The organism is Nonomuraea sp. GTA35 (assembly GCF_041950525.1).
In the GTDB taxonomy this organism is placed as follows: Bacteria; Actinomycetota; Actinomycetes; order Streptosporangiales; family Streptosporangiaceae; genus Nonomuraea.
This window is the reverse complement of sequence record NZ_JBGNUV010000003.1, coordinates 44154-63696: the sequence shown is the minus strand read 5'-3', so window position 1 is coordinate 63696 and position 19543 is coordinate 44154. Positions and strand designations below refer to the sequence as shown.

General features: G+C 69.8%; 17 protein-coding genes, 2 tRNA genes and 1 riboswitch. Of the genes, 15 read left to right on the top strand and 4 right to left on the bottom strand.

Annotation, left to right across the window (positions count from 1 at the left end; all coding sequences use genetic code 11):
- Window positions 1-56 precede the first annotated feature (56 nt).
- Window positions 57-668, bottom strand: a complete 612-nt coding sequence (locus ACBJ32_RS13535) for a TetR/AcrR family transcriptional regulator (RefSeq protein ID WP_375126999.1) — start codon at window positions 666-668, stop codon at window positions 57-59.
- A gap of 58 nt (window positions 669-726) precedes the next feature.
- Between ACBJ32_RS13535 and ACBJ32_RS13530 the strand changes: the two genes are divergently transcribed.
- The 11 genes from ACBJ32_RS13530 (at window position 727) to ACBJ32_RS13480 (ending at window position 11517) form a co-directional block, all read left to right on the top strand.
- Window positions 727-1539, top strand: a complete 813-nt coding sequence (locus ACBJ32_RS13530) for an ATP-binding cassette domain-containing protein (protein WP_375126998.1) — start codon at window positions 727-729, stop codon at window positions 1537-1539.
- A complete protein-coding gene (locus tag ACBJ32_RS13525; protein ID WP_375126997.1) occupies window positions 1523-2299 on the top strand; it encodes an ABC transporter permease in 777 nt (258 codons plus the stop codon). Before ACBJ32_RS13530 ends, ACBJ32_RS13525 begins: the two co-directional genes overlap by 17 nt.
- A gap of 69 nt (window positions 2300-2368) precedes the next feature.
- Complete coding sequence (locus ACBJ32_RS13520) at window positions 2369-2644, top strand: hypothetical protein (protein ID WP_357869566.1); 276 nt, start codon at window positions 2369-2371, stop codon at window positions 2642-2644.
- A gap of 11 nt (window positions 2645-2655) precedes the next feature.
- The gene (gene glmS / locus ACBJ32_RS13515) at window positions 2656-4476 is read left to right on the top strand and encodes a glutamine--fructose-6-phosphate transaminase (isomerizing) (RefSeq protein ID WP_375126996.1); all 1821 of its coding nucleotides are present in this window, start codon (window positions 2656-2658) and stop codon (window positions 4474-4476) included.
- Window positions 4477-4546: 70 nt separating this feature from the next.
- Window positions 4547-5323 (top strand): SAM-dependent methyltransferase, encoded by a 777-nt coding sequence (locus ACBJ32_RS13510; RefSeq protein WP_357869571.1) that lies wholly within the window; start codon window positions 4547-4549, stop codon window positions 5321-5323.
- A 97-nt stretch (window positions 5324-5420) separates the two neighbouring features.
- Entirely contained in the window at window positions 5421-6482 is a 1062-nt protein-coding gene (locus tag ACBJ32_RS13505; RefSeq protein ID WP_375126995.1) for a Bug family tripartite tricarboxylate transporter substrate binding protein, read from the top strand.
- 4 nt (window positions 6483-6486) lie between these two features.
- A riboswitch (cobalamin riboswitch) is annotated at window positions 6487-6683 on the top strand.
- Between the two features lie 109 nt (window positions 6684-6792).
- Window positions 6793-8949, top strand: a complete 2157-nt coding sequence (locus ACBJ32_RS13500) for a ribonucleoside-diphosphate reductase subunit alpha (protein ID WP_375126994.1) — start codon at window positions 6793-6795, stop codon at window positions 8947-8949.
- A 13-nt stretch (window positions 8950-8962) separates the two neighbouring features.
- Window positions 8963-9958, top strand: coding sequence for a ribonucleotide-diphosphate reductase subunit beta (locus tag ACBJ32_RS13495; RefSeq protein ID WP_357869579.1), 996 nt, complete (start codon window positions 8963-8965; stop codon window positions 9956-9958).
- A 12-nt stretch (window positions 9959-9970) separates the two neighbouring features.
- Complete coding sequence (locus ACBJ32_RS13490; protein WP_375126993.1) at window positions 9971-11038, top strand: mechanosensitive ion channel family protein; 1068 nt, start codon at window positions 9971-9973, stop codon at window positions 11036-11038.
- Window positions 11039-11250: 212 nt separating this feature from the next.
- Window positions 11251-11326 (top strand) — tRNA-Pro (locus ACBJ32_RS13485).
- 117 nt (window positions 11327-11443) lie between these two features.
- Window positions 11444-11517 (top strand) — tRNA-Leu (locus ACBJ32_RS13480).
- A 56-nt stretch (window positions 11518-11573) separates the two neighbouring features.
- Here ACBJ32_RS13480 and ACBJ32_RS13475 read toward each other — a convergent pair.
- Window positions 11574-12500 (bottom strand): endonuclease/exonuclease/phosphatase family protein, encoded by a 927-nt coding sequence (locus tag ACBJ32_RS13475; protein WP_375126992.1) that lies wholly within the window; start codon window positions 12498-12500, stop codon window positions 11574-11576.
- 68 nt (window positions 12501-12568) lie between these two features.
- Window positions 12569-13774, bottom strand: a complete 1206-nt coding sequence (locus ACBJ32_RS13470; protein ID WP_375126991.1) for a hypothetical protein — start codon at window positions 13772-13774, stop codon at window positions 12569-12571.
- A 9-nt stretch (window positions 13775-13783) separates the two neighbouring features.
- On the opposite strand from ACBJ32_RS13470, the gene ACBJ32_RS13465 reads away from it, so the two are divergent.
- The 4 genes from ACBJ32_RS13465 (at window position 13784) to ACBJ32_RS13450 (ending at window position 15516) form a co-directional block, all read left to right on the top strand.
- Window positions 13784-14185 (top strand): hypothetical protein, encoded by a 402-nt coding sequence (locus ACBJ32_RS13465; protein ID WP_375126990.1) that lies wholly within the window; start codon window positions 13784-13786, stop codon window positions 14183-14185.
- 35 nt (window positions 14186-14220) lie between these two features.
- Entirely contained in the window at window positions 14221-14703 is a 483-nt protein-coding gene (locus ACBJ32_RS13460; RefSeq protein ID WP_375127773.1) for a hypothetical protein, read from the top strand.
- Complete coding sequence (locus tag ACBJ32_RS13455) at window positions 14621-14866, top strand: phosphotransferase (protein ID WP_375127749.1); 246 nt, start codon at window positions 14621-14623, stop codon at window positions 14864-14866. The genes ACBJ32_RS13460 and ACBJ32_RS13455 overlap by 83 nt, the downstream gene beginning before the upstream one ends.
- Window positions 14867-15222: 356 nt before the next feature.
- Window positions 15223-15516: a hypothetical protein gene (locus ACBJ32_RS13450; RefSeq protein WP_375126989.1), complete on the top strand. Its 294-nt coding sequence runs from the start codon at window positions 15223-15225 to the stop codon at window positions 15514-15516.
- A 1004-nt stretch (window positions 15517-16520) separates the two neighbouring features.
- Here the strand turns inward: ACBJ32_RS13450 and ACBJ32_RS13445 are convergent.
- Window positions 16521-19535: an NACHT domain-containing protein gene (locus ACBJ32_RS13445; RefSeq protein WP_375126988.1), complete on the bottom strand. Its 3015-nt coding sequence runs from the start codon at window positions 19533-19535 to the stop codon at window positions 16521-16523.
- Between the last annotated feature and the right edge of the window lie 8 nt (window positions 19536-19543).

The following is a 19543-nucleotide window of genomic DNA, read 5'->3' as shown; positions in this document are numbered from 1 at the left end:
CCCAGGAAAGTCACGATACGACTACTCAGCGTAACTATTCCCAGGAAAGGGATGTGTCAGACGGGTCGGATGATACGCATGAGATCAGCCAGATCCGCGGCGAATTCGGCATCCCAGTCATCGACCGTCAGATGCTCCGCCAGCCTCCGGTGCGCCGGGGCGTCCGCGTCGCCGCGCCGCGCCCGCGACTCGTTCGAGGCGCTGGAGAAGCGCCCGTTGGTCTCCGAGACCGCGAACCCGAGCACGAACGTGCTCACCAGCCGCTCCATCCGCGGCACCTCCGCCTCCGGCACCCCCGCCTCCAGCAGTGCCTGGTAGATCGCGTCCACGACGCGCACCCCGTCCGGCGTCACCGAGGCGCGGAAGAGCAACAGCGGGAAGACCGAAGGGTGCTGCCTGGCCACCCGCCGCGTCGCCCACGCGACCGAGGCCAGCCGCTCCTGCCACGAGCCACCGGGCTCGGCGGGGGCGAGCTCGGTGAGCAGGCGCCCCACCAGGCCGTCGAGCAGCTCGTCCTTGTTGCGGAAGTAGCCGTACAGGGCCATGGGCGTCACCCCGATGCGCTCCGCCACGGCCCGCATGGACAGGGCGTCGAGCCCGCGCTCGTCGGCGATCGCGAGCGCCGCGTCGAGGATTTCCGGTTGCCGGGAGGTCTTGAGCTTTCGCACGCGCCGAGTCTACAGTGTAGAGCAGTCTACGACGTAGACCGAGAAGGATGTGATGGTCATGCTGAGGGCCGAAGGGCTGGTCAAGCGGTACGGCGACGTCACCGCGCTCGACGGGTTCGACCTGCGAGTGGCGCCGGGGGAGATCGCGGGGCTGGTGGGGCACAACGGGGCGGGCAAGACGACGTTCTTCGAGATCGCCGCGGGGCTGACCGTGCCGGACGCCGGGTCCGTGCGGGTCGAGGGGGAGGTGGGGGTGGCGCCGCAGCAGCTCGCGCTCTACCCCTCGGTCACCGTACGGGAGACGCTGCGGCTGTTCGGCGGCCTGGCGGGGCTGCGCGGGCGGGCCCTGGCCGCGGCGGTCGAGGACACGGCGGAGGAGCTGGCGCTCACCGGCGTGCTCGACCGGCGGGTGGGCGTGCTCTCCGGTGGCCAGCAGCGCAGGGCGCAGGCCGCGACCGCCCTCCTGGCCGACCCCGACGTGCTGCTGCTCGACGAGCCCACGGCGGGCGCCGACCCCGAGACGCGCACGGCGCTGCTGGCGGCCGTGCGGCGGCGGGCCGAACGCGGCGCGGCCGTCGTCTACTGCACCCACTACCTGCCGGAGCTGGCCGAGCTGGCCGCCACGGTGGCCGTCGCCGGGAACGGCCGGGTGATCGCCCGCGGCACCGGCGCCGAGCTGCTCAAGGACCTGCCGGCGGAGGTACGGGTGAGCGTGGACGGCGGCCAGGACATCGCCATCACGACCACCGACCCGACCGCCACCCTGGCCGCCCTGCTGCGCGACCTCGACCGCCCGGTACAGGGCATCGACATCCGCCAGCCCTCGCTCGACGACCTGTATCGGGAGCTGTCCCATGACCGTGCCGCATGAACCCCGCGAGAGCCACCTGCTCAAGAGCCGTGCGCGCCGGATCGCCGTGCTGGCCGGCCACAACGTGCTGCTGCGCCGGCGCGACCCCGCCCACTTCGTCAGCTACCTCGTCATGCCCATGGTGCTCATGCTGATCTTCAAGGGCATGCTCGGCGAACCCACGCAGGCGGTCACGGGCCTGCTGGTGATGTTCTCGGTGCTGTCGATGGCCGACGTCGCCACCGCCACCCTCACCGAACGCACCTGGCACACCTGGAACCGGCTGCGCGCCACCAGGGCCACGGTGCTCGAGATGATGATCGGCAAGGCGCTGCCCGTCTTCGCCGTGCTGGTCGTCCAGCAGGCCGTGCTGCTCGGCTACGGCGTGCTCGCCGTCGGCATGCGCCCGGCGGCGGGGTCGATCGGGCCGCTCGTCCTGGCCGTGACGGCGTGGAGCTTCGCCCTGCTCTGCGTGGGCACCGCCATCGCCGGTGTCGTGCGCAGCCAGGGCGAGCTCAGCACGCTGTGCAACATCGCCGCCCTGTCGGTCAGTGCCCTCGGCGGTGCGCTGGTCCCGTACGCGCTGATGCCCGGCTGGGCGCAGGCCGTCGCGCCGGTCTCGCCCGGCTACTGGGCGACGACCATGCTGCAGGCGGCGGTCAGGGGCGATCTCGCCGGTACGGCGGGCCCGGCGGCGGTGCTCGCGGGCCTCGGCCTGGCCGCCGGAGCCTTCGCCTGCTGGCGGCTGAGCAAGGGCTGGAGCCGTGCGGCCATCGCCTAGAAGCATTTCCTGCCCGATATCGGGCAGGATGTTGGCGTGTCTCGTTCCAGAGCCGTAGTGTCCTCGTCTGTGTCCACGGCACGGCATCCGTACGAAGATCTCATCGCGCACCTCACGAGGACGAGCCCGCTCGGCCCCGGCGAGGCCGCCCGCGTGGTCGCCGACGTGCTGTCGTACTTCTCGGAGTCCACCGAGGAGTACGTCCGCCGCCGCCACGGCGAGCTGAAGTCCAAGGGCTTCACCAATGACGAGATCTTTCCCCGGATCGCCGCCGACTTACGGAGCCGGCGGGTAGCGGCTCCAGAGCTGTCCCTGAGGCAGCTACGCAGGATCATTTACGGATAGAGGAGACCTCGATGTGCGGAATCGTGGCCTATGTCGGCCCCAAGGACGCCGCGCCCATCCTGCTGGAGGGCCTGCAGCGGCTGGAGTACCGGGGCTATGACTCGGCCGGGGTCGTGGTGTCCAACAAGGGCTTGAAGGTACGCAAGGTCAAGGGCCGGGTGGCGGATCTGGCCAAGGTCGTGCCGGTCAGGTTCAAGGGCGGTCTGGGCATCGGGCACACCCGGTGGGCCACGCACGGCGTGCCCAGCGACGTCAACGCGCACCCGCACCTGTCCACCGACGAGCGCATCGCGGTCGTGCACAACGGCATCATCGAGAACGCCGCGGAGCTGCGCGCCAAGCTCGAGGCCGACGGCGTGGTGTTCGCCTCCGAGACCGACACCGAGGTGCTCGCGCACCTGATCGCCGCCGCGGTGGACGAGAACGACTCGCTGGAGGAGGCCGTCAGGAAGACGCTCAAGAGCGTCGTGGGCACGTACGGCATCGCCGTGATCGACTCCGAGCGGCCGGGCGAGGTGGTCGTGGCGCGCAACGGCAGTCCGATCGTGCTGGGCATCGGCGAGAAGGAGATGTTCGCCGCCTCCGACGTGGCGGCGCTGGTCCGCTACACGCGCCAGGTCGTGCACCTGGAGGACGGCGAGCTGGCCGTGCTCAAGGCCGACGGCTTCCACACCTTCGCCAGCGACGCCCGCGAGACGGCCAAGGAGCCGCTGACCGTCGACTGGGACGCCGGCCACTACGACACCGGCGGCTACGAGCACTACCTGCTCAAGGAGATCTCCGAGCAGCCCGAGACGATCACCCGCACCATGAGCGGCCGCCTCGACGAGCGCTTCCACGTGGCCCATCTCGGCGGCCTGAACATGGACGCCCGCGAGACCAGGGGCTTCCGCCGGGTGAAGATCATCGGCTGCGGGTCGGCGTACTACTCGGGCCAGATCGGCGCCCAGCTCATCGAGGAGCTGGCGCGCATCCCGTCCGACGCCGAGCCGGCCAGCGAGTTCCGCTACCGCAACCCCGTCGTGGACCCCGACACCCTCTACGTCGCGATCAGCCAGTCGGGCGAGACCTACGACACCCTCGCCGCCGTGCAGGAGCTCAAGCGCAAGGGCGGCCGGGTCATCGGCATCGTCAACGCCGTGGGCAGCGCCATCGCGCGCGAGGTGGACGGCGGCATCTACCTGCACGCCGGACCCGAGGTCTCGGTCGCCTCGACCAAGGCGTTCACCTCGACGTCGGTGGCGTTCGCGCTGCTCGCGCTGCACCTCGGGCGCGTGCGCGACCTGTCGCCCGCCGACGGGCGGCGCATCGTGGAGGGCCTGCGCAAGCTGCCCGGCCAGATCGAGCAGATCCTGCAGCAGGGCGACAAGATCGCCGAGCTGGCCAAGAAGTACGCGCCGCACCCGAGCATGATGTTCGTCGGCCGGGTGCGCGGTTACCCGGTGGCCCGCGAGGGCGCGCAGAAGCTCAAGGAGATCTCCTACGTGCACGCCGAGGCGTACCCGGCCAGCGAGCTCAAGCACGGCCCGCTCGCGCTGATCGGCCCCGACATGCCGACGGTCGCGATCGTGCCCGACGACGAGCTGCTCGACAAGAATCTCACCACGCTCGGCGAGATCCGCGCCCGCGGCGGCCAGGTGCTCATGGTCGGGCACCGCGAGCCCGACGCCAAGCTGGCCGACGACGTGATCGTGATCCCCAGGAACGAGATCGAGCTGGACCCGATCCTGCTCACGATCCCGCTGCAGCTCCTGGCGTACCACGCCGCGGTGGCGCTGGGCCGCGATGTGGACAAGCCGCGCAATCTGGCCAAGAGCGTTACGGTCGAATAGCCGACTTGAATTCAGCCACAATCTTCCCAAGGTAGTGTTATCCGGCTGGATACGACATAAATTCGATACTGTGCGGCAGTTCGACCACCAGAAGCCTCATCCCGCACGCATGTACGACTACATGCTGGGCGGGAAGGACAACTTCGCGGTCGACCGCCAGGCCATCGACCAGCTCGCCGAGCTGATCCCGGAGGCGGTCCCGCTGGCCCGCGCGAACCGGGCCTTCCTCCAGCGTGCCGTACGTCATGTCGCCCGCGCCGGGGTCGACCAGTTCCTCGACCTCGGCAGCGGGCTGCCCACCCAGGGCAGCGCGCACGAGGTGGCGCCCGGGGCCAGGGTCGTCTACGTCGATCACGACCCCGTCGTCGCCGCACACGCCACGGCCCTGCTCCGGCACTCGCCGGGCAGGGCCCGTTTCGTCCAGGCCGACCTGCTCGACCCCGAGGACGTGCTGGCCAGGGCCGGCGAGTTCCTCGATCTCGACCGGCCGATCGCGGTGCTGCTGGTCTCGATCCTGCACTTCCTGCCGGACTCGGCGGGGCCGCAGCGGGCGGTGGCCGTGCTGCGCGAGCGGATGGCGCCGGGTGGCTTCCTGGTGATCACGCACGCCACGACCCTGGGGGGGCTGGAGGACGAGGAGCGGGCCAGGAGGGTCTACCGGGGCTCGTCGGCCGGTGGCGGGACCGACCGGTCCCCGGGGCAGATCCGCGCGTTCTTCGGGGGCTGGCCGCTGGAGCCGCCGGGGCTCGTCCAGGCGACCGACTGGCGGCCGGACCGGCCCAAGCTGGTGGGGGACTGGTCGCTGCCGTCGTCGCTGATGGCCGGAGTCGGGAAGAAAGTCAGTTAAGCCTGAAAATCACGAAAAATCGCGAAGAATAGCGGTTTTGACTGTTGATCGCGACCCCCGTGTAGAGCGTCTAGTAATGGGTTAATAACCTAGAGTAATGGAGGATCCGGGGGAGAAGCACATGCGCCGGCGGCGGTTCCTCGCCTGCGGGCTCGGCGCCATCGCCTGCGTGGCCGGTTGCGGCACGGAACGGGCGGGGAACGTGGTGCGTACCGGATTCTCGATCAACGCGGGCGGGCGCCGCTGGGCCCGCGTGGGGCAGGCGTTCGCCGGCGCGGCCCGCGCCGCGGGCTTCGCGGCGGCCGTCAGCCACGCGATCGGCGGCAGCCCGGCGACCGGCGCCGGCCCGGCGGGTAGCAGCGGGCCGGCGGACGGGAGCGGCCCCGGCGGCCCGGTGGCCGGGGCCGGATTCGCGATCACGGTGAGCGGCCTGCCCGCGCTGGCCAGCGCCGAGCTGAACAACACGCAGAGCCTGCTCGACACCGCCACCCCGCTGGCCAGGCTCAGCGGCCAGATCGAGGTCGTGGTCGTGCCCGACCGCTCGCCCCTGCGGGACTTCGACGACTTCGCCGCCCGCCTCCTGGCCAGCCCCCAGCAGACCCTGCTGGCGGGCGGGCCGCAGGGCGAACCCGACCACCTGCTGTTCGGCCTGATCGCCAGGGCCATCGGCGCGGACGGCAGGCGGGTCGACTACACCGGCTACCCCAGGACGGGCGAGGCCGTCTCCGCGCTGCTGTCGGGCAAGGTGGCCGCCGCCGCGGGCCCGCTGGCCGACTGGCGCGCCCCCATCGGCCGCGGCCGGGTCAGGGCGCTCGCCGTCTCCACGGCCCGGCGCGTGCCCGAACTCGACGTGCCGACGCTCCTGGAGTGCGGCGTGCGGGTGGACTTCGCCGACTGGACGGCCGCGTTCGGGCCCGAGGACATGCCGGACGAGAGCCGCGAGTCGGCCGTGCGCATGTGCGAGGAGGTGATCGGGTCCAGCGCTTGGGAGGCGGCCTGCCTGGCGGCCGGCTGGGTCCCGATCCCGCTCGCCGGCGACGACTTCGCCCGCTGGCTCGGCACCGAGATCGCCCGTACCCGCGCCGTACTGCGGGATCTCGGCCTGCTCGACTCCACCAAAGCCACAACATGCTGGGGTAGTTGCGGGAACGGCCACTAGATGTAGGATCCTGCTCGTCGCTGGTTCGCCTCCCAGGAGGCGGAGCAAAAGGGAACCCGGTGCGATTCCGGGGCTGCCCCGCAGCGGTGAGCGGGAACGACCGCCGTCATCGGCACTGGAGAGATCCGGGAAGCGACGGCCAGTAGGTGCCATCGAGCGTGCCCGCGAGCCCGAAGACCTGCCAGCGGTGTGCCGGGTGCTGCCCGGCATGAGGTGTTCAAGGTCTCGAGGGTGGGCCGGAGCGCGACGCGGTATGCCATGGCGTGCTGCCGTGCTCTCGCATGCCCTCACGGGGATGAGGAGAGCGAACATGACTCAGATCGTCGAGGTTGACCGCCGTCTGGCCATCGAGGAGGCCGCCGCGCGGGTGATCGCCGACCCGGCCAACTCGCGGGTCGCCGCCCGGCTGCTGGCCGAGGAGATCGCCGACGAGGCCGCCGGGCACGGCGTGCGCTCGTTCTCCGAGTCGATCGCGGCCACCCACGCGGCCGGGCTGGTCCAGGACACGCTGGCCGAGTTCGTCGCCGCCCACGCCGCCGAGCTGGACGCGCTCGTCTCGGAGGAGGCCGACGACCGGTTCGAGTACTTCGGGCTGCGCACGGTCTACGACCGCTACCTGCTGCGCCACCCCGAGACCCGCGACGTGCTCGAGCGGCCGCAGCACTTCTTCCTCCGCGTGGCCTGCGGGCTGTCGGAGAGCGTCGCCGAGGCGGCCGAGCTGTACGGGCTCATGTCCACGCTGTCGTACCTGCCCAGCTCGCCCACCCTGTTCAACTCCGGTGCCCGGCGCCCGCAGCTGTCCTCCTGCTTCCTGCTCGACTCGCCGCGCGACGAGCTGGAGGGCATCTACGACAGGTACGGTCAGGTGGCGCGGCTGTCCAAGTACGCCGGTGGCATCGGCATCTCCTGGACCCGGGTGCGCTCGCGCGGCTCCCTCATCAGGGGCACGAACGGCCACTCCAACGGCATCGTGCCCTGGCTGCGCACGCTCGACTCGTCCGTGGCCGCGGTCAACCAGGGCGGGCGGCGCAAGGGCGCGGCCTGCGTCTACCTGGAGACCTGGCACGCCGACATCGAGGAGTTCCTGGAGCTGCGGGACAACACCGGCGAGGACGCCCGCCGTACGCACAACCTGAACCTGGCCAACTGGGTGCCCGACGAGTTCATGCGCCGGGTCGAGTCCGACGAGCTGTGGTCGCTGTTCGACCCGAAGGAGACGCCCGACCTCACGGACCTGTACGGGGAGGCGTTCGAGGCGAGATACCGCGCCTACGAGGCCGAGGGGCGATATGTCAGGCAGATCCCGGCGCGCACCCTGTACGGCCGCATGATGCGGACCCTCGCCCAGACCGGCAACGGCTGGATGACGTTCAAGGACGCCGCCAACCGCACCTCCAACCAGACCGCCCGCCCCGAGAACGTCATCCACCTGTCGAACCTGTGCACCGAGATCCTGGAGGTCACCAGCGACGCCGAGACCGCGGTCTGCAACCTCGGCTCGATCAACCTGGCCGCCCACCTGGTGGCGGGGGACGTGGACTGGGAGCGGCTGCGCCGCACCGTGCGTACCGCCGTACGCTTCCTCGACCGCACCATCGACCTCGGCTTCTACCCGACGCCCGAGGCCGAGGCGGCCAACAAGCGCTGGCGGCCCATCGGGCTCGGCCTGATGGGGCTGGCCGACGTGTTCTTCGCGCTGCGGCTGCCGTTCGACTCGCCGCGGGCGCTGGAGCTGTCCACCAGGATCTCCGAGGAGATCGCGCTGGCGGCGTACGACACCTCGGCCGACCTCGCCACCGAACGCGGCCGGCACCCGTCGTACGACGAGACCCGCGCGGCCGGCGGCGTCCTGCACCCTGACCACTACGGCGCGGCCTCGTCCCCGCGGTGGGACGCGCTGCGCGAGAAGATCGCCCGCACCGGCCTGCGCAACTCGCTCATGATCGCCATCGCGCCCACCGCCACCATCGCCTCCATCGCCGGCTGCTACGAGTGCATCGAGCCGCAGGTGTCCAACGTGTTCAAGCGCGAGACCCTGTCCGGCGAGTTCCTGCAGGTCAACCGCTATCTGGTGACCGACCTGCAGGCCCGCGGGCTGTGGACGCAGCAGCTCCGCGACGACCTCAAGCGGGCCGACGGCTCGGTGCAGGCGCTGCCCGGCGTCCCCGACGACCTCAAGGTGCTCTACCGCACGGCCTGGGAGCTGCCGCAGAAGGCACTCATCGACCTGGCCGCCGCGCGCCAGCCGTACATCGACCAGTCGCAGTCGCTCAACCTCTTCATGGCCAGCCCCACCATCGGCAAGCTCTCCTCGATGTACGCCTACGCCTGGAAGCAGGGCCTGAAGACCACGTACTACCTGCGCTCCCGCCCCGCCACCCGCATCGCCCAGACCACCGTCGCCACGGTGGAGACGGCCGTGGCGTGCTCACTCGAGAACCCCGAAACCTGCGAAGCCTGCCAGTAAGGAGCCCCTTCTCATGCTGCTCGACCCCGGAATGGACCTCACCCTCCGGCCCATGCGTTACCCGGACTTCTACGAGCGCTACCGCGCCGCGATCCGCAACACGTGGACCGTCGAGGAGGTGGACCTGCACAACGACCTCGCCGACCTGGCCAGGATGACGCCGCAGGAGCGGCACCTGATCAACCGGCTGGTCGCGTTCTTCGCCACCGGCGACTCCATCGTGGCCAACAACCTGGTGCTCAACCTCTACCAGCACGTCAACGCCCCCGAGGCGCGCCTCTACCTCAGCAGGCAGCTCTTCGAGGAGGCCGTGCACGTGCAGTTCTACCTCACGCTGCTCGACACGTACCTGCCCGACCCGGACGAGCGGGTCAAGGCGTTCGCCGCGATCGAGCACATCCCGTCGATCCGCGACAAGGCGGAGTTCTGCTTCAAGTGGATCGACTCCATCGAGAGCCTGCGGCGGCTGGAGACCGCCGCCGAGCGCCGCCAGTTCCTGCTCAACCTGATCTGCTTCGCCGCCTGCATCGAGGGCCTGTTCTTCTACGGCGCGTTCGCCTACGTCTACTGGTTCCGCTCCCGCGGCCTGCTCGGCGGTCTGGCCACGGGGACGAACTGGGTGTTCCGCGACGAGTCCATGCACATGGAGTTCGCGTTCAGCGTGGTGGACACCGTGCGGGCCGAGGAGCCGTCGCTGTTCGACGACGAGCTGGGCAAGCAGGTGACGCTGATGCTGGAGGAGGCGGTGGCCGCCGAGCTGGCCTTCGCCGAGGATCTGTGCGGGGAGGGCATGCCCGGCATGAGCGTGGCGCAGATGCGCCAGTACCTGGAGTACGTCGCCGACCAACGCCTGGTCAGGCTGGGTATGCCCAGGCGTTACGGCTCGGCGAACCCGTTCGCGTTCATGGAGTTGCAGGACGTGCAGGAGCTGGCCAATTTCTTCGAACGGCGTGTCTCCGCGTATCAAGTGGCAGTTGAGGGAAATGTGACCTTTGACGAGACGTTCTAAGACATTGGGGGCATGAGCGTGCAGTCTCCGGCTGACTGGCCGATCCTCGTCATCTCGGTGGTGGGCGCGATCCTGCTGGTGGAGGTGTCCAGAAGAGTTCTCACCAAGGTGGGCCGGAAATGGGCGCTGGCCCGTCACCTGGTGGAGCACTGCACGTGGCCGGCCTTCTCGGTGGCCGCCGTGGTGGCGTTCAACCTCGTGTTCGGGCCGGGCATGTTCGGCGACTCGGCCAGCGAGAAGGGCACCGCGGGCACCGTCGAACGGGTGCTGGGCCTGGCCACGATCGCCGCGGTCACGTGGCTGATCGTGCAGGCCACGTACGCGCTGACGGACGTCATCCTCGACCGCCTGGTGCTGGTCGAGGGGGAGCGCAACCGGCGGGCGCGGCGGATCATGACGCAGATCGCGCTGGTCCGCCGCGTCGCCGCCGCGATCATCATCGTGATCGCGGTCGGCGCGATGCTCTTCTCCTTCCCGCAGGTCCGCGCGCTCGGCGCCGGACTGCTCGCCTCGGCCGGCATCGCCGGCGCCATCGTCGGCATCGCCGCCCAGCCCACCATCGGCAACATGCTCGCCGGCCTCCAGCTCGCCTTCAGCGACGCCCTGCGCCTGGACGACGTGGTCGTCGTCGAGGACGAATGGGGACGCATCGAGGAGCTCACGCTCACGTACGTCGTGGTGCGCCTGTGGGACGAGCGCCGCCTCGTGCTCCCGGTCTCGTACTTCACCCAGAACCCGTTCGAGAACTGGACCCGCCACGGCAGCCGCGTCCTGGCCGTGTGCCTGCTGCGGGTGGACTGGTCGGTCCCGGTCCCGAAGCTGCGCGACGCGCTCTACGAGTTCCTGCAGGGCAACCCGCTGTGGGACCAGAAGGACTGGACCCTCCAGGTCACGGACGTGCTGCCGAACGGCCTGGTCGAACTGCGCGCCCTGATGAGCGCCGCCGACTCGCCGTCCTCCTGGGACCTCAAGTGCGACGTCCGCGAATTCCTGGTCAATTACGTCCGCGACAACTACCCGGATTCTCTGCCCCGCTTCCGCGTCGAAACCCCGGGGGGCCGCGTCGGCGCCGGCGAATAATTAAGTGGCACGCGACCCGATCACCGGTTTACCGTGGACATCGTCCAGCAGCGAGCGAGAAAGGCGGCGAAGTGCTCAACCCGATGACGACTCGACCCTCCGCCGCCACCCTGCCTGAGCTGCGGCGAAGGCTTTCCGGCTGATCCTCGCAGAGGTTCCCGGAAAGCCGTCTCGGACCACCTTCGAGGCGGCTTCCTCATTTATTTCGTCAACCGAGTGTGGGGCAGCTTGGTCAGCCCGCCTGCCTTGGGAGCAGGAGCACCGCAGGTTCGAATCCTGCCACTCGGACGACGGCCCTGAAAGAAAAGGGCCGCGGGCTACGGCCTGGCCGGCGGGAATGGCGCCCCCCGGCCGGACCTCGCCCTCGCCCCGGGCCGGCCCACGCCAGCCAAGCCCGGGGCCCAAGCCGCTCTGGCCCAACTGGCAGAGGCGCCGTCTTCAGGAGGCGGAGGTTCAGGGTTCGAATCCCTGGAGCGGCACACAGAAGACCCTGAACGTAACCCTGGCAGGGAAGCGTCCAGCTCCATCATCACTGTCAGTCGGCGACCGTCACCGTGGCGAAGGCGTTGACCATCCGGTGGTCGGAGCATGCCTTGTCACGATTCGCGCCGCAGAGGTGGCCGATGGGCTGGGAGTCAGCGGAATAGGACACCAACCGGTCGGCGGCGGCGAAGATCAGATCCACCTTGCGGGGCTGGCCGCAGGCTCCGAGGGTGGGGCTGCTCTCGGTCGTCTGCTCGCCCCAGCCAGGGCACTTCGAGTCCTGATCGTCCAGTTCGTGGTACCGGCCGCTGTTGTTCGCGTTGTTCACGGTGTCGACGCCGGGGTGGTACCAGGTGTCGAGCAGCGCGTCGCCGGGCTGGACGTTGAAGTCGCCGGCGATGAGCACGGTGTCGCCCTGGGCGTGGTCGCGGTCGAGGATGTCCCGCACGTACGTGAGCTGGGCGGCCTGGTAGGCGCGGTCGAACGTCAGGTGCGTGGTGCAGAACTTCACGCGAGTCCTGGTCGCGATGGGCGCGCAGAGCAGCTTGCGCTGCTTGTCGGACCCGTCGTAGGGCAGGGTGTGACGCTCGGTGGGCCCCAGGGGGAAGCGGCTGAACAGGGCCTGGCCGATGCCGGTGCCGGCACAGTAGGAGCTGCCGTCGGCGGGTCTCATCGGCTCGTAGCGGGCGAAGTTGAGCGGGTTCTGCGGCCAGCCGATCTTCTGCAGGTAGTCGATCATGGCGTCGTACTGGCTGTGGCAGATCTCGTTGACCGAGACGAAATGCGGGTTGCGTCCGCTGATGGAGCCGCCCATCGCCTGCAGGATGCCGTCGGTGGTGGAGCCGAGATGGTAACCGTGACCGGCGATGTTCCAGTGCCAGATCTGGTAGGTGGCCGTGGAGCTCGCCGAGGCGGGCAGCGGTGATAACGCCGAGATCAGCAACACCACGGTGGCGCATACGGCACGCATGACAGTCATGGGCACACCTCAGCACATGATCCTTGATCTCGCATCCGCCACCGGACCAGCTGGGGTGCGGGCTTGACCTAGCTGTCCAGGAGGCGGCGGCAGAGGGTTTCGTCGAACGGCAGGTGCCGGTGTTCGAGGAGGGCCGCCAGCAGGGCGCGTTGGGCTGGTGTCAGGACCGTGTGCTCGGTGAGCGGCTCCGGGAAGGCCAGCGCGACGAACGGGGCGAGGTCGTTGCGGTAGTCCAGGGTGAAGGAGAGGGTGGCCAGGCCCAGGGCGGCGGGCAGGACGGTGTCGAGGTCGTCCGCGCGTTCGGCGAGAGTGCGGGCGAGGTCGAAGTGGAGCCAGCCTTCCTGGCCGGGCAGATGGCGGTCGAACCAGTGATCGGCTTCCTGGGGGTTCTCCAGGGCGGCGACCAAGGCGCTCGTGGCCCGCGGATCGCCCGCGAAGCCGGGCGCCAGAGCCGCGCAGGCGCGGACCCCGGGGTGAGGATCGCTCAGCAACTGCTCCGGGAGCTCGCCCAAGGACGTGAGCAGGCAGGCGATGGTCGCCCGCTCCGCCGGATCGGGCGAGACGACGGCCGTGTCCGTGATGAGCTCGATCAGCGCTGCCCGGGCGTGGCCGAGCGCCTCATGGTCGAGGCAGTACGCCGCCGCGGTCATCGCAGCGATCCGGACGGCGGGCTCCGCAGCGGTGATCAGCGGGAGGGCTGCGGCGTGGACGTCGGGGACCACCTCTCTGCAGGCGAGCAGGTCCCGGGCCGCCATCGCCTTGCGGTACCCGGTGTCGCCGGCCGCCTCGAGCAGGGCGGCGGGCGGTGGCGTGCGCGTCGCCGGATCCGGGTCAAGGGTCCAGTCGCAGGCGCGGGCGGCGTCGCGGATCCGTTGCAGGTCCGCCTCGTCGCGTCCGGCCGGGTGGGCCTCACGCAGCAGTTCCTCGTCGCTTCTCATGAGGTCGCAGGCCTCGACGAAGATTGCCAGGTATTCCAGCAGCGCGGCCCGCAGCGGGCGAGGCTCAGCATCCCAGGGAAGGACATCCTCGACGACCACGTCCGTCGCGGGATCCGCCAGCGCCGCCGCCACGAACCTGATGAACGGCCCTGTCGCGGAACAGACGCTGCCCTGGTGCAGCATCGCGCCATCCAGATAGCCGACAGCGGCGCTCTGGGCCTCAGGATCGTCTCCGACGAGCGCGAGCAGCTGCCCCGGCGCATCCGAGGCCCGCCCGTAGGCGTGATCGAGGCTGTCCCAGTCAATCCGCATCAACGTTTCGAGCAGCGAATCCACCCATGGATCATGTCACCACCAGGCGATGGCATCGAGCTGGGGGACCGCTGCTCGCGGAGCCAGCACGTCGTCGGGTCGCGAGAAAGAGGGGGTTTCCTTGCGCACGCCGGGTCCGTTCCGGCCGCGTCAGCGATCGCCGCCGAGATCCGGCAGCGGGCCGACCTGGCCGTCCAGGACGAGGACGGCGAGACGGAAGGCTTCAGCCTCCTGCTCGATGTGCTGCTGGGCATGCCGCCCGCGGCTCTGGCGGCCTCCCGCGAGGTGGGACCGGCGCTGGAGGCGGTGCGGCGCCGCTTCGGCGACGGCATCACGACGTACGAGGAGAACGGCGAGATCCGCGAGTACACCGTGTATGAGATACGGCTCGCCGACCTCATCGAGGAGAAGATCGCCGAGCAGATCCAGAAGTGAGAAGCCCGCGGATGCCAGGACACATGAGATCTCGGATGAGCCAGGCCGTCCACGCGGGCGATCAGCTGACGGTCAAGCGGATCTCCAGGCACGACGGCGTCCACGGCGACAACCAGGCATGTCCGGCTGCAGCGCCTACGTCCGTCAAGGCCGTCCCGCACTGTCGTTGCGGCATGAACACCCCGGCAGCGGAAGCCGACATCGACGACGACCTTGTTGACCGCCTGATCCGCGCGCAGCACCCGGATCTGGCAGGCCCGCTTACCGCCGTTGCCAACGGCTGGGACAACGTCATCCACCGCCTGGGGGCGGACCTGTCCGTACGGCTGCCGCGCCGCCGGGTTGCCGTCGACCTCATCGTCAACGAGCAACGCTGGCTGCCCGTCCTGGCCGGGCTACGTCGAGGTCGCACTGCCCGTACCCGTCAGGACCGGCGTGCCCGGCGAGGGCTACCCGTGGCCGTGGACGATCGCGCCCTGGATCGAAGGCCGCACGGTCGCCGACGTGCCGCCGCCTGACCGTTCCGGCATCGCCGTCCCGCTGGCCGACTTCATGACAGGCCTCCACCGGCCCGCGCCGCCCGACGCACCGCCGCGTGGACGCCGACGAGGTGACCTGGGAGCGCGCACGGGGCTGGGCCCTCGCCATAGGCACTGCTCTGGTCGCCTGCTCGGCCGATGACCCTGGCATGGCGGCCATCGGCGATCACGCCCTCGACCAGGTGCTTCTCACCTAGAGGTGTCATGGAGCGCGGGGTGATGGCGTGGCTCGGTCGCCGGCGGCGAGTTCGGCGCGTGCAGCGAGGGCCGCGACGGTGTTGGCGGTCGCCGCTGGACTTCAACTCGGGCACGTGGTGTAGACGGCGGAGCGGCTGACGCCCACCAGCCGGGCGATGGACCTGTCGCCCTGCAACGCGAAGCCCCCGCTCTGGTTCTCGCGGACCGGGGCGGGGGCCTGCTCTGGCGTGTGAGGAACACACATCTCTCGGTGACAGACGGCATCTAGGTCGTTCCGAAGTCCGTTTCTACCGTCGAGGCATGACCACCAACCGCGTCGCCTTGATCGTGGGCGGGGCGCTGCTGGCAACCTCCACGCCGGCAGCACCAGCGCACGCCTCCGCCGCCTTGTACTCGTGTGACAGCGGGTACGTGCTCGAGATGGAGAACGGCAGTCTGCACGTGAGCGGCCACCCGTGCTCCGGGGCCTGGGACGGCTACAACGCGCACGTAACGCTGGAGACCGGTCCGGACGCGGGCACGTACTTCTGCGAGATCGTGTTCTTCGCCCGTCTCAGCAGCAGCGTCGACGGATTCACCTGCCACCTGACCTGACGCGAGACCCCGCTCGACCCCCTTGGGCTGGGCGGCGCTTCTCCAGGTGGGGGCGTGCCGCGATCTTCAACAGGTGTCTGCGCCGTCGAACGAACGGACGCCTCGCGGGACCTGGTGCCAGATCGTTTCGCCTGGGTCGACCGTCTGGCATGCGCTGTCTGTTCCGCGAGCCCACTTGAGCTTCAGCCGGAGCCGGGAGGTGCAGTCGTTGCGGGCGTACCCGGTCTTGGTGATTCGTCCCGTTGTTTGCCAGACGGCCACGCACATGGGGGCGTTACCGGCTGGTGCCGCGGCCATGGCCGGGGTGGAGGTGAGGGCGCAGCTCGTGGCGGCGACTACGGCGAGGACGGTTCGAACGGCTGGGCGCATGATTGCTCCTTCGATGTGGGTCGGTCTCCCGTGGTGGTCAGCAGGTGGCGAGCATCTCCTCCAGCGCCATCCGCTCCGAGACCCGCGTGGACAGGCCCCGGTCGTGCTTGACTCGCGCGGGCGTCGCACTGGCCATCGGCCCGGATCCGGTGATGCCGTAGGTGCCCGCGTGCGACCCCTCGGCGATCGTGGTGGCGGCCGGTCCGGAGCGAGCCTCGACGACGGCAGGGATGCCAGGCGGGCCGGCAGGGCGGCGCCGGCGGGGAGCGGGGCGAGGAGCAGCAGAGCGGCGGTGCTGACGGCGGGGGAGCGAGACGGCGCATGGCGGCCCTTCTGACTCCGCCCCGGACCAGGCGTTCGGCCTGGTCGGGGAGACGAGGCGGAGACAGAAGTGAACATCTCAGATTGGCACTGCGTGTCGGGATGGTGTCGCTGGACAGCATGTGACCTGCGGCTTTGGGCGTGTCACCTGTAACGCTGGCGGCCGGTCACGCAGAATCAGGACAGAGAACACAAAGCCCCGCTCCACCGCCGCCAATTCGGCGCGGAGAGCCGGCTTCTTCATGTGGTACGGCCGAGCGCGACCGCACCGACGGAGGCTCCACCTCCATGGCACCGCTACCGAAGCCGGGCCACTACCGGAATCCGAGCCGCGTCAACTCCGCCCGTATTCTCTCGGCGAGTTCCGGCTCGCCGGAGCCCAGCGGTACCTCATCGAGGCGCAGCACGCCCCGCAACCGGTGGGCGTCCAGATCGAGGTGTCCGAGGACCAGGTCGAGGTAGGAGTGAGCGTCACGCTGGGCGAAGGGGGCGAACGCCTGGCTCAGGTGCAGGCATTCGACGTAGGCAGCCGCGAGCTCGGAAAGGCCGGCTCGGCGGCTGGACAGCAGCCACAGGCGGAGCAGAGCGTTGGCCGGTGAGACGGCGCGGTCCGGCCAGAAGCCGGCGAAGGTCATGATGGATGTGCCGAGCTCGTCCGCCAGCGGCTGCACGGTGTGCAGCAGGGCATCCTCCTCATAGCCGCAGACGAAACGGAGTTGCCGCGCCGACGGCTGAAACTCGTTCATCATCCATGAGTGGGTGCCGCGCGTGGCCGAGTGGTAGGTCCAGTACGGATCCACGTCGGGCAGATCCGGCAGGCGCCCGGCGGCCCAGCGGATGATCACGTCGCGTGCCTCGCCCGTGCCCACGCGCTCGAGGTCGATGGCATGGATCAGGTTGAACCAGGCGTTGTAGCCGATCTGCGACTGCCAGAGGCGAGCCAGGCCGCGCCACCTGGCGATCACGTATCCCGGCTCGTCGAAGAGCTCTCCGCCCGAGACCTCCCCGGACGCCAGGACGAGGAGGAGCAACAGGTTGACGCTGTAGGCGGCGAACCGGGCCGGAACCGTCCTGAACGCCTCCACGCGTCCCGGCTGATAGGCGTCATACGTCGATGAGGTGCGGGACATGAGCGCGTCCCGGAACATGCCGAGCAGGAGGTCCTTTCCCTCGGGCAGTCCGGAGAGCAGTTCGTGCAGGAACTCCGGGATCGACTCGCGGGAGGAGAGCGGGGTGTGGGAGAGCAGAGCGTGCAGGAAGGCGCTGTCGGGGCTGGTGCGCCTGGCCCTGGAGGCGGAAAGCCGGGCCTGCGCCAGGAGGTGGCGCACTTCCTGCGCGGTGAGCCGGGCGACCAGGTACTCCCCGAACGTGGCGTGCAGGAACTCGTAGGTCTTCAACCGCCGCTCGTCCTGGAGCGCCTGAGCCTCATGGACGAAGAAGAAGCGTCCCACGGCCAGCTGGCTCGCGCTCAAGGCGGGCTGGAAGCTCCGGGAGGAGACGGGGGGTTCGGGCAAGAGGGCTTGGAGATCAGCCTCCAGCTCGTCCTCGGTGATCCACTGGCTGTCCCGGTTGAACATGCCGAACGCGACAACGGACAGCCGTAGCAGTTCTCTGTCGATGGCCTGCTCGAGCTCTGCCTCGCTGAGCCGGGATCCGTACTTCATGACCTCACGACGGGCGAAGCGGACGAGAAGCCGTTCGTAGAGCTCGGCCCGGGCCAGCTCGCCCTCGCGACGGAGCGGGTCGCCTTCCGCGTCGTAAAGGGCGAGCAGCAGTAACAGCAGCGGCTGGGTGGCGAGTTCCCCCAAGGAAAGTACGACGTCGGTGTCCATATCGGTGGCGTTGGCCCGGTTCCAGATCCCCACCCACCGGGCTACCTGGTCTCGTCGGAAGGGCTCCAGGCGGATGATGGCGCTGCCCAGGGGCAGCCGCGCGCGGTCCGCGACTGCTGTACGGCTGGTCACGATCACCGCGGTAGGCCTGCCCTGGGCGGCCTCACGCTCCTGGAACGCCGCCACCCGCTCCAGATAGTCGGAGTTGCCGATCCGCGTGGCCTGGAGCAGCTCGTCGAAGCCGTCAAGGAGCACCACCGCCACCACGCCGGCCTCGTGGACCGAGGTCCACGGGCGGTGCTCACCCGTCGCCTGGCGTATCGCGTGCTCGATCTGCGTCTGCAGGTCCGTCTCCATGGGAGCCTCGCGCAACGGCACGCGGACCACCGCCAACTCACCTGCCGGCAGCTCGGCGGCGAGGACCTTCGTCAGGACGGACTTGCCGGCTCCCGGCTGGCCGAGCACCAACAGCGGGTACCGGGTGGCGGCAGGATGTGTGAGGTGGCCGAAGAGGAAGGCACGGAGATCTGCTTGGACCGGCACCTCCGCCCACCAGCTGTCCTCTGCCGGTGCGGCCGCGCTGCCGGCTGCTGTGAGGCGGAAGCAGGGGCTGATGTAGGCGTCGCTCAGCGACGGGATCGTCACGCCCGCGGGGAGTTCCGTGGCCGACAGGATGGGCTTGCCGAGTGCCAGGCGATAGGCGCGGGACAGGGCGTCACGCACACCATGCGGCTCCGACCCCGACCCCACCGACTCCAGCAGTCTCCGCAGCTCACTCAGGCCGGCGTCCAGCCTCTCCCGAGTGGCCTGGTGATCGACCCGGTTGCTCCAGTACGCGACCTCCGGCACCTCGGCTTCGAGCCGGTGGAAGAGGTCGGCATACCGCTCACGCGCCTGGACCGGCAGCTCCGTGGCGAGCCATTCGTCGTGACGGCCGCGACGTGTCTCGTCCATCGACTCCCACCGCCGCAGCCCGCTGATGAACGACTTCAGCCGCGAGCCGAGCTCGGCATAGTGGGACTCCAGGTCCTGAAGAACGCTCTCGTACGGCGACGCGGGGCTCGGGCATGGCACCCGCATGCGCAAGAGCCGGTCCACCAGGTCGCCGAGTGCGGAGCCTTCGGCCCCTCCGCTCCCCGCGATTGCCAGCTCCTCCTGCCGCAACAGGCGAAGCTCCTCGTCGCTGAAACGACGGCCACCCTCAGCCGCCGCCTCGAAGAACGCGGTCACGACGATGACCGTGTGAGCGGCCGCGATACGTTGGGTGCGCGAGAAACGATCCAGCCCGCGCAGGCGGTCGCCGAGGCCGGTCCCGAGTTGCCGGCTGAGCCTGGCAAGCTCACCCTTGGCGTCGAAGAGGCTGAGCGCGAGCTGGCTGCCACCCCCGGTCGCCGCCAGGAGCAGCCCGCCTGTCAGCCGGTCGAGAGCATCGACGAGCCCGGTATCCGCACCGAGAATCCTGACAGCGTTGGTGTAGCTGAACCAGCCGTTCGTCACGGTTCGAG